Source organism: Paenibacillus flagellatus (assembly GCF_003217775.1).
In the GTDB taxonomy this organism is placed as follows: domain Bacteria; phylum Bacillota; class Bacilli; order Paenibacillales; family NBRC-103111; genus Paenibacillus_AB; species Paenibacillus_AB flagellatus.
Window position 1 is genome coordinate 813,339 of record NZ_QJVJ01000001.1, and the last position, 13,412, is coordinate 826,750.

14 protein-coding genes and 1 riboswitch are annotated in these 13,412 nt (G+C 63.0%); of the genes, 1 reads left to right on the top strand and 13 read right to left on the bottom strand.

Annotation, left to right across the window (positions count from 1 at the left end; genetic code table 11):
- Window positions 1–42: 42 nt before the first annotated feature.
- From cobS to DLM86_RS03515, 7 genes are read right to left on the bottom strand one after another with little or no spacing between them, the layout of a single operon-like run.
- Window positions 43–861 carry an adenosylcobinamide-GDP ribazoletransferase gene (gene cobS, locus DLM86_RS03485; protein WP_245954321.1) on the bottom strand — a complete coding sequence of 273 codons (819 nt, stop codon included), beginning with the start codon at window positions 859–861 and terminating at the stop codon, window positions 43–45.
- On the bottom strand, window positions 825–1,835 hold the full coding sequence (gene cbiB / locus DLM86_RS03490; protein WP_110838548.1) for an adenosylcobinamide-phosphate synthase CbiB: 1,011 nt from the start codon (window positions 1,833–1,835) through the stop codon (window positions 825–827). Before cbiB ends, cobS begins: the two co-directional genes overlap by 37 nt.
- 21 nt (window positions 1,836–1,856) lie before the next feature.
- Window positions 1,857–2,414 carry a bifunctional adenosylcobinamide kinase/adenosylcobinamide-phosphate guanylyltransferase gene (cobU, locus tag DLM86_RS03495; RefSeq protein WP_110838549.1) on the bottom strand — a complete coding sequence of 186 codons (558 nt, stop codon included), beginning with the start codon at window positions 2,412–2,414 and terminating at the stop codon, window positions 1,857–1,859.
- 41 nt (window positions 2,415–2,455) lie between these two features.
- Window positions 2,456–3,517 (bottom strand): nicotinate-nucleotide--dimethylbenzimidazole phosphoribosyltransferase, encoded by a 1,062-nt coding sequence (gene cobT / locus DLM86_RS03500; RefSeq protein ID WP_110838550.1) that lies wholly within the window; start codon window positions 3,515–3,517, stop codon window positions 2,456–2,458.
- A gap of 24 nt (window positions 3,518–3,541) precedes the next feature.
- Window positions 3,542–4,384: an ABC transporter ATP-binding protein gene (locus DLM86_RS03505; RefSeq protein WP_110838551.1), complete on the bottom strand. Its 843-nt coding sequence runs from the start codon at window positions 4,382–4,384 to the stop codon at window positions 3,542–3,544.
- 4 nt (window positions 4,385–4,388) lie between these two features.
- On the bottom strand, window positions 4,389–5,429 hold the full coding sequence (locus DLM86_RS03510) for a FecCD family ABC transporter permease (protein ID WP_110838552.1): 1,041 nt from the start codon (window positions 5,427–5,429) through the stop codon (window positions 4,389–4,391).
- A gap of 1 nt (window position 5,430) precedes the next feature.
- Window positions 5,431–6,402, bottom strand: coding sequence for an ABC transporter substrate-binding protein (locus DLM86_RS03515; RefSeq protein ID WP_245954322.1), 972 nt, complete (start codon window positions 6,400–6,402; stop codon window positions 5,431–5,433).
- 181 nt (window positions 6,403–6,583) lie between these two features.
- A riboswitch (cobalamin riboswitch) is annotated at window positions 6,584–6,786 on the bottom strand.
- Window positions 6,787–6,969: 183 nt separating this feature from the next.
- Here DLM86_RS03515 and DLM86_RS03520 point away from each other — a divergent pair.
- The gene (locus DLM86_RS03520; RefSeq protein ID WP_110838554.1) at window positions 6,970–7,905 is read left to right on the top strand and encodes a helix-turn-helix domain-containing protein; all 936 of its coding nucleotides are present in this window, start codon (window positions 6,970–6,972) and stop codon (window positions 7,903–7,905) included.
- A 133-nt stretch (window positions 7,906–8,038) separates the two neighbouring features.
- On the opposite strand, the gene DLM86_RS03525 is transcribed toward DLM86_RS03520, so the two are convergent.
- From DLM86_RS03525 to DLM86_RS03550, 6 genes are all read right to left on the bottom strand, one after another.
- Window positions 8,039–8,554, bottom strand: a complete 516-nt coding sequence (locus DLM86_RS03525; protein WP_110838555.1) for a hypothetical protein — start codon at window positions 8,552–8,554, stop codon at window positions 8,039–8,041.
- Window positions 8,555–8,657: 103 nt separating this feature from the next.
- Complete coding sequence (locus DLM86_RS03530; protein WP_110838556.1) at window positions 8,658–10,406, bottom strand: methyl-accepting chemotaxis protein; 1,749 nt, start codon at window positions 10,404–10,406, stop codon at window positions 8,658–8,660.
- A gap of 161 nt (window positions 10,407–10,567) precedes the next feature.
- Window positions 10,568–10,843 (bottom strand): aspartyl-phosphate phosphatase Spo0E family protein, encoded by a 276-nt coding sequence (locus tag DLM86_RS03535; RefSeq protein WP_245954323.1) that lies wholly within the window; start codon window positions 10,841–10,843, stop codon window positions 10,568–10,570.
- A gap of 124 nt (window positions 10,844–10,967) precedes the next feature.
- Window positions 10,968–12,188, bottom strand: a complete 1,221-nt coding sequence (locus DLM86_RS03540; RefSeq protein WP_110838557.1) for an aminotransferase class I/II-fold pyridoxal phosphate-dependent enzyme — start codon at window positions 12,186–12,188, stop codon at window positions 10,968–10,970.
- A gap of 20 nt (window positions 12,189–12,208) precedes the next feature.
- Window positions 12,209–12,700 (bottom strand): Lrp/AsnC family transcriptional regulator, encoded by a 492-nt coding sequence (locus DLM86_RS03545; protein ID WP_110838558.1) that lies wholly within the window; start codon window positions 12,698–12,700, stop codon window positions 12,209–12,211.
- 260 nt (window positions 12,701–12,960) lie between these two features.
- Complete coding sequence (locus DLM86_RS03550) at window positions 12,961–13,275, bottom strand: hypothetical protein (RefSeq protein ID WP_110838559.1); 315 nt, start codon at window positions 13,273–13,275, stop codon at window positions 12,961–12,963.
- Window positions 13,276–13,412 lie beyond the last annotated feature (137 nt).

A 13,412-nucleotide genomic window follows, 5' to 3' on the forward strand; every position in this document is an offset into this window, starting at 1 on the left:
CAGTCTGACAATTGTACGCTAGCCCGACGACTCGCGGCCGCCCTACCGGCTTCCCGCCGCGACGGCCGCGAGCAGCAGCGCGCACTCGAGCAGCTCGATCAGCGCGCCGTACGTGTCGCCGGTCAAGCCGCCCAGCTTGCGCGCCATCGACCGCGCCAGCCAATAGCCGAGCAGCCCGCTCAGCGCGGCGAAGCCGACGGCGTACCCGACCGCGGCCACCCACGGGAAGCCGCACGCGAGCAGCGCGGCCACGCTGACCGCCGCCGCCCAGACGGTCGCCGTCCTCGCTTCCGACCGGGTCACCGCCGCGAACAGAGCGCCGAGCCCCTGGCCTTCCCTCGCATACGGCCAGCCCGCGATCGCCCAGACGGCGAACCAGCGGCTCCACACCGGGGCCGCGATCAGCAGCCCGAGCCACCGGTCCGGCGCCGGGACGATCGTCAGCAGCAGCGCAAACTTCAGCAGCAGCAGCAGCACGCCGGCGACGACGCCCATCGCGCCGACGCGGCTGTCCTTCATGATCTCGAGCATCCGCTCGCGCGACCGATGACTGAGCAAGCCGTCGGCCGTATCCATCAGCCCGTCGAGGTGGAGCGCGCCGGTCGCGGCCACCCAGACGCCGAGCGCGAGGACGGACGCCGGGGCCGGCGGCACGACCCGCCCGAGCAGCCATGCGCTGCCCGCGACCAGCAGCCCGACGGCCAGACCCGCGATCGGGTAATACGCCGCGCTGCGGCGGAACAGGTCGTTCGTATAGTCCAGCGATACCCGCACCGGCAGCCGCGTCAAAAACTGAAGCGCCGCCAAGCACGCCTTCCATTCCGTCATCCAGCCGCCGCGGCGGCGATCGCTATCGCGCATAAGAGCCCTCCCGCCACCAGATAGCTTACCCCATAGCATATTCGGGTCGCGAGGACAATATCTCCCCGTCCCTTCGCGCGCAGCGGCCAGCCCATCCTCGCCCGGTCGCTCACGACGTCGCCGTACCGGTTCAAGCCGCCGAGCTCGATGCCGATCGCCCCCGCGACCGCCGATTCCGGAATGCCGCTGTTCGGGCTCGGATGCAGCGACGCGAACGCGACGATCGACTTCGCCGCCCGCACCGCCGACAGCCCCCTGCCAAAGCAGCAGACGACGACGATGAAGAGGCCGGTCAAGCGGGCCGGCACGTAGTTCAGCACGTCGTCGAACCGGGCCGACGCCCAGCCGAAATACCGGTACTTGTCGTTGCGGTAGCCGACCATCGAATCGAGCGTGTTCGCCGCCCGGTACAGCATCGCCAGCGGCGCGCCGCCGAGCAGCGCGAAGACGACCGGCGACACGAACGCGTCGACCGTATTCTCCGCCACGGTCTCGACGGTGGCGCGGACGATTTCCGGCTCATCGAGCTTCGTCGTATCGCGGCCGACGATGTAGCCGACATATTTCCGCGCATTCGGCAGGTCGCCTTCGGCCAGCGGCCGGAATACTTGCATCGCCGCGTCCTTCAACCCTTTGACGGCGATCGTCGTCGAGATGAACCATACGTTCGCGGCGTACCCGAGCCACGGGTGAATCCAGCGGCAGACGAGCACGACGCCCAGCAGAACGGAAAAAGCCGCCCCGACCGTCAATACGGTCAAAGCGACGCCCGAAAGCCGCACCCGCGCCCGCACCCGTCCCGCCTCCGCGGACGCCGCCGGCTCCCCGCGGCGCAGCGCCGCCTCGAGCCGGGCGATCAGCCTCCCGATCAGCACGACCGGGTGGGTCGGCCACCGCGGATCGCCGACGAGCCAGTCCACGGCGATGGCCGCGACGATCATCCAAGCCGTTTCTTGCCAAGTATACAGCAGCATCGCCGTTTCCCTCCCGTCCCGTTAATCGAACCGGAAAGCGAGCCGCTTCAACTCCACGGGAATGCCGCTCGTCACGAGAAACACTTCCCCGCACGCTTCCGCGACGCGCTGGTTCATCCGTCCCGCCAAGTCGCGGTAAACCCGGCCGAGCTTGTACTCCGGCACGATGCCGCTGCCGACCTCGTTCGTCACGAGCAGCACCGTGCCCGGGTATTCGCGAACCGCCGCGGCCAGCTCCTCCACCCGATCCCCGACCGTCCGCTCCATGTCCGACTCGCTCTCATGGCGAAGCACCCAATTGGACAGCCACAGCGTCAGGCAGTCGATCAGGACGGCTTCGCCGTCGGCCGGCGCGTGCCGCCGCAACCATCCGGCGATGTGGAGCGGCTCCTCGATCGTCCGCCACGGAAACCCCGAATCGTCCCGCCGTTTCCGGTGCAGCGAAAGCCGCTCCTCCATCTCCGCATCGAACGCTTGCGCGGTGGCGATATAAACGCCGCATTTCGCCAGATGGGCCGCATACCGTTCCGCGAACGAGCTTTTCCCGCTGCGCGCCCCGCCCGTTACCATAATCCGCATCGCGCACGCCTCCTCGCCTCTGCCTTCCGCGAAACCGCCGGTCAATTCTCCGAAACCCCGGCGCTTTCGAACGTCGCCATCTCGTTCATCAGCTTGACGGCCGCTTCCACGATCGGGAACGCCATGACGGCTCCCGTCCCTTCGCCCAGCCGCATATCCATTTGCAGGATCGGCTTCAGCCCGATATGCTCCAGCAGCAGCCGGTGCCCCTGCTCGTGCGACAAATGCGACGGCACCATGTACCCCTTCGACAGCGGCGCGATGCGCGACGCCACGAGCGCCGCCGCGGACGAGATGAAGCCGTCCACGACGACCGGGCACCGGTTCGCCGCCGCGCCGAGAATGACGCCGACGAGACCGGCGATCTCGAGCCCGCCGACCTTCGCCAGCGCATCGATCGGATCGCCGGCGTCCGGCCGGTTCGCCTCGAGCGCGCGGCGGACGACGTCGCGCTTGCGCCGGAGCGCCTCGTCGCCGATGCCCGTCCCGCGCCCGACGGCCGTCTCGACGTCCGCTCCCGTCAGCGCGACGACCAGCGCCGCGCTCGGCGTCGTGTTGCCGATGCCCATCTCGCCGGTCGCGAACATCCGGTACCCGTCCCCGGCCAAGCCTTCGACGATCTCGATGCCCGCCTCGACGGCCCGCACCGCTTCCTCGCGCGTCATCGCCGGACCGGACGCCATGTTCGCCGTGCCGTACTTGACTTTGCGGACGACGAGATCCGGATGGCTCAAGTCGGCGTTGACGCCGATATCGACGCAGACGACGTCCGCGCCGACGTGCCGCGACAGCACGTTGACCGCCGCGCCGCCGTTCAGGAAATTCAGCACCATCTGCGGCGTCACCTCCGCCGGAAAGGCGCTCACCCCTTCCGCGCATACGCCGTGATCGCCGGCCATGACGACGACCGCCTTGCGCGACAAATCCGGGTTCAGCAAGCCCGTAACGCCCGCCGCCTGCCGGGCGATCTCCTCCAGGCGGCCCAAGCTGCCGGGCGGCTTCGTCAGCCGGTCCAGCCGATGCTCGGCGTCGCGCATCGCGCCTTCGTCCAGCGCGCGGATGCGGCCGACCGTTTGCTCCAATACGGATCGCGATTCGTTCATCTTTTCCCCGCTCCTTCCTTTATTTTACACGGTAAACGTCCCCGCCGTCTGCCTGTCCTCGTCGCTGTCCTCCCGGCCGCCTCCCGACGGGTACGAGCCCGGCTGCAGCAGCAGCTGCGGCGCCCCCGTCACCGGATGGGCCGTCACGATCGGCTCCGTCTCGTACACCTCGGCGATCAGACCGCGCTCGAGCACCTCCCACGGCGTGCCGAGCTTGGCGATGCGCCCGCGATGGACGAGCAGCAGCCGGTCGCAATATTGCGCCGCCAAGTTCAGGTCGTGCAGCACCGCGACGACGGTCAGCCGCTCGTCCTGCTGCCACTTGCGGACCGTATCCATCATCTGCATCTGGTAGCCGATGTCGAGATAGGTCGTCGGCTCGTCCAGCAGCAGCAGCCGCGGCTGCTGCGCCATCACCTTGCCGAGCGCGACGCGCTGGCGCTCCCCGCCGCTCAAATGCTCGAGCGTGCGCGATGCGAACGGCGCAAGCCGCAGCTTCTCGACGATGCCGTCGATCAAAGCGGCGCTGTCCGCCGGCTCTTCGCCGAGCCAGTTCTGGAACGGGAACCGGCCCATCTCCAACACTTCGCGCACCGTGAAGCCGACCGGCGGCAGCGCATCCTGCTGCAGCACGGCGAGCCAACGGGCGAGCTCCTTGCGCGCATAAGACGCGATCGGCTTGCCGTCGAGCCGGATGTCCCCCGCATCGGGCGTCTCCACGCCGGAGACGAGCTTCAGCAGCGTCGACTTGCCGCTGCCGTTCGGCCCGATAATGCCGAGCGTCTCGCCCCGCGCCACCGAAAACGAAATCCCGTCCAGCACGCGCCGGCCTTCGAACGATTTCGACAGTCCCTTCACCTCGATCATACGATCAACCTTTCACCATCTTCTTTTGTCTCGATAGCAAATAAGCGAAAAACGGCGCGCCGAGAAACGCGGTGACGACGCCGAGCGGAATTTCCGTCGGGCTGAGCACCATGCGGGCGAGCGTGTCGGCCCACAGCACGTAGATGCCGCCGAACAGCAGCGACAGCGGCACGAGCAGCCGGTAGTCCGGCCCGACCATCATCCGCACGAGATGCGGCGTGATGAGTCCGACGAAGCCGATGACCCCGCATACCGACACGGCCGCCGCCGTCAAGATCGTCGAGACGATCAGCACGATCCGCTTCGTCCGGTCGACCTTCACGCCCAGATGCGCCGCATGCCGCTCCCCGAGCGCGAACAGGTTCAGCGATCGCCCGTACGCAACAAGCACGACCGCCCCGACCGCCAAATACGGCAGGACGACCGTCGTATACGGCCATCCGCGAAGGGCGAGGCTGCCCATCAGCCAAAAAATGATTTCATTGACGACCTTATTCGCCGACAGCGACACCATGAACGAAACGATCGCGCTCAAGAAAGCGGAGACGACCGTGCCGGACAAGATGACCGTCTCCGTCCGGAACCGCCCCTGCACGCCGGCCAGCCGGAAGACGATCCACAGCGTGACGAGCCCGGTCATGAAGGCGACGATCGGAATCGTCCACATGCCGAACACGACATATTGGAGCCCGAACAGGATGAGAAACGCCGCTCCGACCGACGCGCCCGAGGCGACCCCGAGCGTGTACGGATCGGCGAGCGGGTTGCGCAGCACGCCTTGAAAGCCGGCCCCGGCAACCGACAGCGAAGCGCCGATCAGCACGCCGAGCACGATGCGCGGCAGCCGCACCTTCATGATGATCTGCTCGGAGGACTCCGGCCACGTGACCGGTATCCCGTCCCCGACGAGCGGCACGCGGTGCAGCAAAATGCGCCATACGTGAGGGATCGGAATGTGCGCCGAGCCGAGCGACAGGCTGACGACGACGGAAACAAGAAGGAGCAGCAAGCCCGCCGCTCCCCACATCAGCAGTTTCCGTTTCATGCTACTTCACCAGATCCGGATAGATGCTTTTGGCCATTTCGGCCAACGCCTTCGTAATGCGCGGTCCCGGACGCGACAGCAGATTGTCGTCGAGCCCGATAACCTTGTTCGCCTGGATCGCGGCGATCTTATCCCAGCCCGAGCGGCCGCGGATCGTCTTCTCCAAATCCGGAACCGCCTTGGCGAAGAAAATGACGTCCGGGTTCGACTGGATGACCTTCTCCTCGCTGATCTGCTTCCAGCCCTCCAGATCGGAGGCGACGTTCACGCCGCCGGCGAGCGTGATCAAGTCGTCCATGAACTCGCCCCTGCCGACGGTCCAGCCCGGCGAAAATTCGATGTACACGTTTTTCCTCTGCTCGGGCTTGAGCGACTTCAGAGCGTCGACGACCTGCTGCTTTTCCTTCCGCATCTGCTCGGCGATCTTCTCCGCCTGCTCCTGCGTATCCGTAATTTGGCCGAACAGCAGCACGCGCTCGATCGCCTGATCGACCGTCTTCGGGTTCGTCTGGAACAAGTTCATCTTCAGCTCGTTCAGCTTGTTCACCGAGTTTTTGTTCAAGGACAAGCCCGCGAATACGACGTCCGGATTCGCCGCGATGATCGCTTCCGGATTGCCCTGCAAATTGCCCATCTTCGGCTTGCTCTTCGCCTCCTCGGGATAGTCGTCCAAATTGGAGACGCCGACGATCTTGTTCCCGAGGCCGAGCGCGAACAGCACCTCCGTCTCCGTCGGCGACAGCGAGACGATCCGCTCCGGCGCCTTCGCGAACGTAAACTCCTTGCCGGAGCTGTCCTTCACCGTGAACGGGTACGTCGTCCGCTTGGACGCCGCCTCCTTCCCCGTCTTGGCGTCGCCGGCCGCTTGGGCCGGATCTTTTACGACCCCGCCGTTATCCTTGTTCGTGCCGCACGCGGCGACCGAAATCGCGAGCGCCGCCGTCAGCAGCGCCGTTCCCCATTTTCTCAACACGTCTGGAACCTCCCCTGCAAATGACCGAAAAAATAGCCCTCGCCTTCGATACGGCAGCACAACGGAAAAACCCCCATCCTCGGCGGGACGGGGGCGCAGCGAACGCGGGCAATCGTACGGCAATGGCACGAAAGGGACTTGCATTCCCGAATTAGCCGGTTCCTTTTCCTCGAAGGAAACTGGAGCTGTACGCGAACAGGCAGGTCTCCTGACTCCCGGATGCGCATCGTTGCCGCGCCGCCTCCTCGCCTTCCCGTCCGGTACGGACAGTGGCGTTACGAGTTGGCTTCCGGTTCACAGTGGCGGGACCGTGTCGGAATCGCACCGACTTCCCTTTTAACCCGAGCGTCGAACGCTGCGGGCACCTGTTCCGCTTATCGTCGTATACATGTCGAAGGCTTACGGACAAGCATCATGCTTACGGATCGATTATAGGCCAAATCCGACCGTCTGACAATAGGCCGCGCCCCGGAACGCGCCGCTGGACGACGCGCCCCGCACCGTATTACAATACGGGGGAAAGCTCGCGGACCCCATCGATCGCCGCTTCAGGCTGGAGGAGAGACCATGGCCCCGTTCCCCGAATATCAGGACGCGCTCGCCGCGGCGAATTTGAAAAAAGGGCAGCTTCCGTTCTACATCAAGCTGAATACGATTCATCGGATGACCCGCCTTCACCACCACGACTTCGCGGAGCTGTCGCTCGTCGTCGAAGGGCGCGGCACCGAAATCGTCAACGGGAAGGCTCACGAGATGAGACCCGGGGCGGCGACGTTTTTGCTCCCGCATCACGTGCACGAAATCTATAGCGAGCCCGGACGGCCGATCCGGCTGTACAGCTGCATGTTCGACTTGAGCGTGCTGTTCGGCCCGCAAGCCGACGACGAGCTCGGCAGCCTGCTGCTGCAGGCCGGCGACGCGCTGCCGTCGTTCAACCAGCTGGACGAACGGCAGACGGCGGAGATGAAGGACGTCTGCGCCAAGCTGCTGCGGGAATATGCCGAGTCGAACGTCGCCCGGAACAGCTACATGCGGACGAAGCTCGTCGAGGCGCTGCTGCTGTACGTCCGCTCCCACGCCCCGGCGCTCGCCGATCGGGCGGAACGAGCCGCACCGGATGGACACCGGCCGATTTGGGACATCGTGCAGTACGTGCATACCCATTACTTGAACCGGCTGACCTTGGACGACTTGGCCGAACGGTTCGGTTCGAGCGTATCCGGCATCAGCCGGTCGTTCAAGGAGGCGCTCGGCCTGAACTTCCTCGACTACGTCCACGCGCTGCGCGTCCGCCGGGCGACCGGCCTGCTCGCCACGACCGGCATGACGGTTCAGGACATCGCCGAGGACGTCGGCTTCGACTCGTACCGGACGTTCTCCCGCGTCTTCAAGCAGCTGAAGGGCGTCACGCCGAGCGAATTCCGCCGCGGCTACCGGGAAAGCTTGGCGCGGGAAGACGGCGAGCCGGGCGCCGGCGACATCGGCGGGAGCGAACGGAAATAAGCGAAGCCGCAGGCGAAAGGGCCGGCGGCTTCTTGTTGTTCCGTTAGACGGCCGAATATCGGCGCGGCCGGCGCTGCAGCAAAAAAAACGGCCGCGCATCGCTGCACGGCCGTCCTCGTATCGCGTTCCGTTCTTACCGTTCCGCCATCGCCTTCAACACCTGCTTCGCCTTCTCCTGCTCCTTCACCCGGACCGTAATGAAGGCGAACACTTCCTCGCCCTTATAGCCCGCATCCTTGAGCAGCTTCGAGTCTTTGAGCGGAATGCCGATGAGCTTGTCGTTATGCACGCCCTCGGGGAAATCTTCCTTCTTCAACACGTCGTCGAGCGGCACGAAGCCGTCGTCCTTCTTGAAGTTGTCGAACTGCTCCTTCGGCAGCACGAACACGCCGTGATCGCCGGCGGCCAGCTCGACGATCATTTTTTGCAGCTCGAACATCGGGCTGACGCTCACGTCCACGGTCGGCGCCTCGCCCACCTTGGCCTGCAGCGCCGTCTTGAGCTCGTCCTGCTTGTTGAACGGCGAATTTTGCGGGAACATCATGAATACCGACACGTCCGCCTTCGGCCCACCGCATGCGGCCGTCACGGCGACAAGCAACGCAAGAACCGCCGCGGCGACGCCGATTTTCCACGATCTCGCTTTCATCTGGTTCTCCCCTCCGAGTGCGCTCCTGACTCTTTTGATGTCTATATGATACCACGGGAGCGGAGACAAACGAAAGTTTACGTTCGCGCCGGACCGATCCGCATCAGCTTACGACGAATTTGCCGATTCCGTCCTTCACCCGGTCCGCCGTCTGTCTCACATCTTCGGAGGAGGCCGCCAAGGCGTCCATCGTCTCCACCTGACGCTCGACCGCGGAGGCGATTTCCTGGGCGTTGCGCGACGACTGCTCCGCCGCCCGCGCCAGCTCCTCCATCGTCGCCGCCATTTCCTCGGAGCTTGCGGAGAGCTGCTCCGTCGCGGCGGACACTTCCTCGACCTGGGCGGTGATGCTGTTCATCGCCTTCGCGATCCGGTCGAAGCCTTCATGCGCCTGATGGACGATTTCCGCTCCGCTTAACGCTTTTTGCGCCCCGATCGTCATGCTCTCGGCAATTTCTCCGGTCACCTCGTTCGTGCCGCGGATCAGCTCGGCGATTTCTTCGGACGACGCCCGCGTCTGCTCGGCCAGCTTGCGGATTTCTCCGGCGACAACGGCGAAGCCGCGGCCGTGCTCGCCCGCCCGGGCCGCCTCGATCGAGGCGTTGAGCGACAGCAAATTCGTCTGCCCGGCGATTTCGCTTATAATATCGACGATGCCCTGGATATCCGAGGAGCGCTCCAGCAGCAGACGAAGCTTCTCCGCCGCGAGCTGGACGCTTTCGTTGATGCTCTCCTTCTGCGCGACGGTCTGCGCCATCAGCTGCCGGTTGGAGTCCGTCTCCGCCGATACGCCCATCACGTGCTCCGTGACGTCGCCCGCGGACTGTGCGATCCGTTGGACCGCGACCGCCATTTCCTCGATCGCCCGCTTCGCTTCCTCCGTGCTTTGCAGCTGCGTCTCGCCGTTCGCCGCGATTTCCTGGATACGCCCCGCGATCGATTGGGCGGCGCTCAAGCTTTGACCGGAGCCGTCGCGCATCGTATGGGAAGAGGCGACGACTTCCTGCGTGGAGCTTCGGATTTCCTGCAGCAGCGTGGAGACGCTTCTCAGCATCTCGTTGAAATTGTGCTTGAGCCGACCGAACTCGTCCTTTCTCGTCACCACCATCTGGAACGAGAAATCGCCGCCGGCCGCCCGCTGCGTCGCCGCCGTCAGCTCCTTGAAGGGCGCCAGCTGCCGGACGATGATATACCAGATCAGGCAGGAGAACAGCAAGCCGAGCACGAGGGCGATGCCGACCGACTCCAGCACCTTGTTGCGGAGCACCTTCTGGACTTCCCCGTATGTAAAGTCGAGCCCGAATATCGCGATTACTTTGCCGTTCGCGTCGGTAATGCGGGACAGCGTGCTGATGAACGTGCCGTTCGAATCGGTATACGAATCCGTAAGGACGACGTCCGACTTGTCCAAGCCGGAGACGGCTTTCATGAAGATGTCGTTCAGCTCGTAATCGCTATTGGACGGGAGCGCTTCGGCCAGCTTCGTATTCGATGCGAGCATCTTCAAGTACGTCTTGCCGTCCCGCTGGACCGAGTCCGGAAAAAACAAGTAAGCGTTTTCCACCAACTCCTGCCCGACCATCGAATCGAGAACGCTGACCACCGTGCCGGCGTCCGTGTCGTTCTTCACGTTCCCTCCGGCCTTCAGCTTGTCCTCCGTCGCCGCCACGAAGCTGCCGACGAGCGTGGCCGTCAAATCGTTCGTCTCATGGATCGTAACCATCGTATCCATGTGCTGAGCGCGCTGGGAAACGTACGAAATATAAGCCGCACACAGCGAGAAGACGATCAGAATGCAAAAGATCATGATGGTCAGCTTGCGGGAAACGCTTCGAGTTACCGTGTTGAGCATGAAGGCGACCCTTCCTTTTCCGTTAGTATGAATGGCAAATTCCAGTAAATTGGAATCTCCACTTCATGATAGCACGACGGGTCGAATTTTGTAAATTGAAATAGAACAGTGTCGAACTCCTGGAATCGATCCCCTTGAACGTAAAAAAGGACCAGGTTGCCCTAGTCCTTGCACGAGACTTTCATATACTCGTTGATCTTGGCGTCCAGCATCCGGCTAATTGCGACGACCGGATCGGAGGTCAGCGATTCGCATTCCAGAAAGGCGTCTTCCATTTTTCGGCGCAAGCTCGTAATCTCATCTTCCAAAGAAACCGCAGCGACCGCTGCGCCGGATCGGGACTTCCGTCTGACGCGGTGAGGCCAATGTACCGTTCGGACCGGTTCGGTGACGCCGCCGTCAAGCAGCATGTCGCCCTGTCCGTAATCCAAAACCATCAAGCCAATCCCTCCCTTTCGACGAATCTTTGCAGACGCTCGCCACAAGCCAGCGAGTTGCCTCCATTATACCAAAAATGCTGGAAAATGGGTATCTGTTTTCCATTCGTCTCAGGGACTTCGGTCACGCTTCCGCCTTCACCTTGCGGATAAACCCGTCTATGCGCTCCAACGCCTCCTGAAGCTGTGCGACGGAAGTCGCATACGAGCATCGGATGTAGCCTTCTCCGCCGAGACCGAACACGTGGCCGGCGACGGTCGCCACCTTGCCTTCGCGGAGCAGCCGCTCGCAAAACTGGTCGGACGTCAGACCGGTGGACTTGATCGAAGGAAACGCGTAGAAGGCGCCTTGCGGCTCGTGGCATTCGAGACCGATGTCGCGGAAGCCCTTCACGACGAGACGGCGGCGCTGGTTATACGACTCGACCATCCGGTCCTTTTCCTCGAGTCCCCGGGTCAGCGCTTCGTGAGCCGCCACCTGGCCCATGACCGGCGCGCACATGACGGTGTATTGATGAATTTTCAGCATCGCGGCGATCAGCTCCGGATGTCCGCACGCGTAGCCCATCCGCCAGCCGGTCATCGCGAACGCCTTGGAAAACCCGCTGACCAAAATGGTGCGGTCCTTCATGCCGGGCAGCGAGGCGATGGACACGTGCTTGATCCCGTACGTCAGCTCGGCGTATATTTCGTCCGTAATGACGAGCAGGTCGTGCTCCTGGGCGATTTGAACGATCGGCAGCAAGTCCTCGTACGTCATGACCCCGCCGGTCGGATTGCTCGGGTAGCACAGGATGAGCACCTTCGACTTCGGCGTCAGCTTGGCGCGAAGCGCTTCGGGCTTCAGCTTGAAGTTGTCCTCGGCGAACGTCTCGATGCCGACCGGCGTCCCTCCCGACAGCGTCGTAATCGGGGCGTACGGAATGTAGCACGGCTCGGGCACGAGCACCTCGTCGCCGGGGCTGATGAAGGAGCGCAGCGCCAAGTCGATCGCTTCGCTGCCGCCGATCGTCACGATAATTTCGTTTTTCGGCTCGTAGGTGACGGCGAACTGGTTATGCAAATATTCCGCGATCGCCTCGCGCAGCTCCGGCAGTCCGGCGTTCGGCGTGTACGTCGTCCGGCCGCGCTCGAGCGAGGAGACGGCCGCGTCGCGGATATGCCAAGGCGTCACGAAATCCGGCTCGCCTACGCCGAGGGAGATGATCTCTTTGTTGCCGCTGGCCAGGTCGAAATATTTCCGAATGCCCGAAGGCGGAATCGAGCGCACTTGCGGATTCAAAAAACGGTTCATCGATTGGGAATCGCGGGCTTGTTCCGTTTGTAACGGTTCCTGTTTGATCATCGGAATCTTCCTTTATGAATTTATGGGGAAATGTGCATCCGGTAATCTTCGACATGATCCTCGAAGATGATGCCGTCCTGCTTATATTTTTTAAGGATGAAATGCGTTTTCGTGGAAAGGACGCTTTCGATCGGCGACAGCTTGCTCGATACGAACGAAGCGACTTCCTTCAAGTTTTTGCCCTCGATCTCGACCAGCAGGTCGTAGGCGCCGGACATCAAGTAAACCGACTTCACTTCGGGGTGGAGATAGATGCGTTCGGCAATCGCGTCAAAGCCGCGGCCGCGTTCCGGAGTAATTTGCACCTCGATCAGCGCGGTCACCTTCTCGTCGTCGACCTTGCTCCAGTTGACGACGGTGGCGTATTTGACGATGATATGGTCCGCCTCCATCTCCTTGATCGCTCGCCGTACCTCGTCGACTTCCACGCCAAGCATCGTGGCCACCAGCTCCGGGGTCCGACGCGCGTCCTCCTTCAGCAATTCAAGCACCTTCAGCTTCAATTCGTCCATCTCCAAGTGTACCTCCCGTACGATTGGCGGATATCGCCCCGCAAACATGACAATCAACGTTATGTAAAACGTTAAAACCACTATACAACAATTCGGGGGCGAAGCAAAGCAAAATAAGCCGGAGTTCGGGCGCCCGCTCCTATGGGTTGACCCTTTATTCTATGCGGCCGGACACGAAAAAAACACGGGAGCGAAAACGTCCCGTGCCTTCGATCTCGTATCCGGTTATCGGCTCCGCCGCGTTCAGGCCCGCTTCGCCGTCAGGCGTGGGCGGGATGCGCCGCCTTGCGGCTCTTCAGCAGCTTGAAAATGGTGCCGACGATGTCGCGGCTCCGGTAGTCCGGCAGTACGACGATATCGAGCCGGCCGTCGATCTCCTCGCCGGAGGCGCCGCCTTCCACAAACCGTCCGAGCCCGACGAGCTCGTCGCGGTCGTATGCCGAGACGAACCGGCACCGCTCCCGGCCGACGTCGAAAAAGCGGTTCACGTCCCAATGACCCTCGAGCCCGCTTGCTTCTATTAAAGCCGCCACTTGATCTTTGGCCGGCAACGTATTGTCAAACGCGATTTTCATGTGCGCTCACCTCGTTAATAATCATACATCATAATGTATTTTTATGCAACGAAAGTGTGAATCATTCCCCCGCCCGATTTCGCACGGCTTGGACGGCCCGTCACTTCGGTTCTCTTATACCGTCGCCACTCGAACGC

What these genes read in the sequence shown, in the direction of transcription:
- cobS (WP_245954321.1), bottom strand. Translation starts at nt 861, where the DNA reads ATGCGCGATAGCGATCGCCGCCGCGGCGGCTGGATGACGGAATGGAAG.
- cbiB (WP_110838548.1), bottom strand. Translation starts at nt 1,835, where the DNA reads ATGCTGCTGTATACTTGGCAAGAAACGGCTTGGATGATCGTCGCGGCC.
- cobU (WP_110838549.1), bottom strand. Translation starts at nt 2,414, where the DNA reads ATGCGGATTATGGTAACGGGCGGGGCGCGCAGCGGGAAAAGCTCGTTC.
- cobT (WP_110838550.1), bottom strand. Translation starts at nt 3,517, where the DNA reads ATGAACGAATCGCGATCCGTATTGGAGCAAACGGTCGGCCGCATCCGC.
- DLM86_RS03505 (WP_110838551.1), bottom strand. Translation starts at nt 4,384, where the DNA reads ATGATCGAGGTGAAGGGACTGTCGAAATCGTTCGAAGGCCGGCGCGTG.
- DLM86_RS03510 (WP_110838552.1), bottom strand. Translation starts at nt 5,429, where the DNA reads ATGAAACGGAAACTGCTGATGTGGGGAGCGGCGGGCTTGCTGCTCCTT.
- DLM86_RS03520 (WP_110838554.1), top strand. Translation starts at nt 6,970, where the DNA reads ATGGCCCCGTTCCCCGAATATCAGGACGCGCTCGCCGCGGCGAATTTG.
- DLM86_RS03525 (WP_110838555.1), bottom strand. Translation starts at nt 8,554, where the DNA reads ATGAAAGCGAGATCGTGGAAAATCGGCGTCGCCGCGGCGGTTCTTGCG.
- DLM86_RS03530 (WP_110838556.1), bottom strand. Translation starts at nt 10,406, where the DNA reads ATGCTCAACACGGTAACTCGAAGCGTTTCCCGCAAGCTGACCATCATG.
- DLM86_RS03535 (WP_245954323.1), bottom strand. Translation starts at nt 10,843, where the DNA reads ATGGTTTTGGATTACGGACAGGGCGACATGCTGCTTGACGGCGGCGTC.
- DLM86_RS03540 (WP_110838557.1), bottom strand. Translation starts at nt 12,188, where the DNA reads ATGATCAAACAGGAACCGTTACAAACGGAACAAGCCCGCGATTCCCAA.
- DLM86_RS03545 (WP_110838558.1), bottom strand. Translation starts at nt 12,700, where the DNA reads ATGGACGAATTGAAGCTGAAGGTGCTTGAATTGCTGAAGGAGGACGCG.
- DLM86_RS03550 (WP_110838559.1), bottom strand. Translation starts at nt 13,275, where the DNA reads ATGAAAATCGCGTTTGACAATACGTTGCCGGCCAAAGATCAAGTGGCG.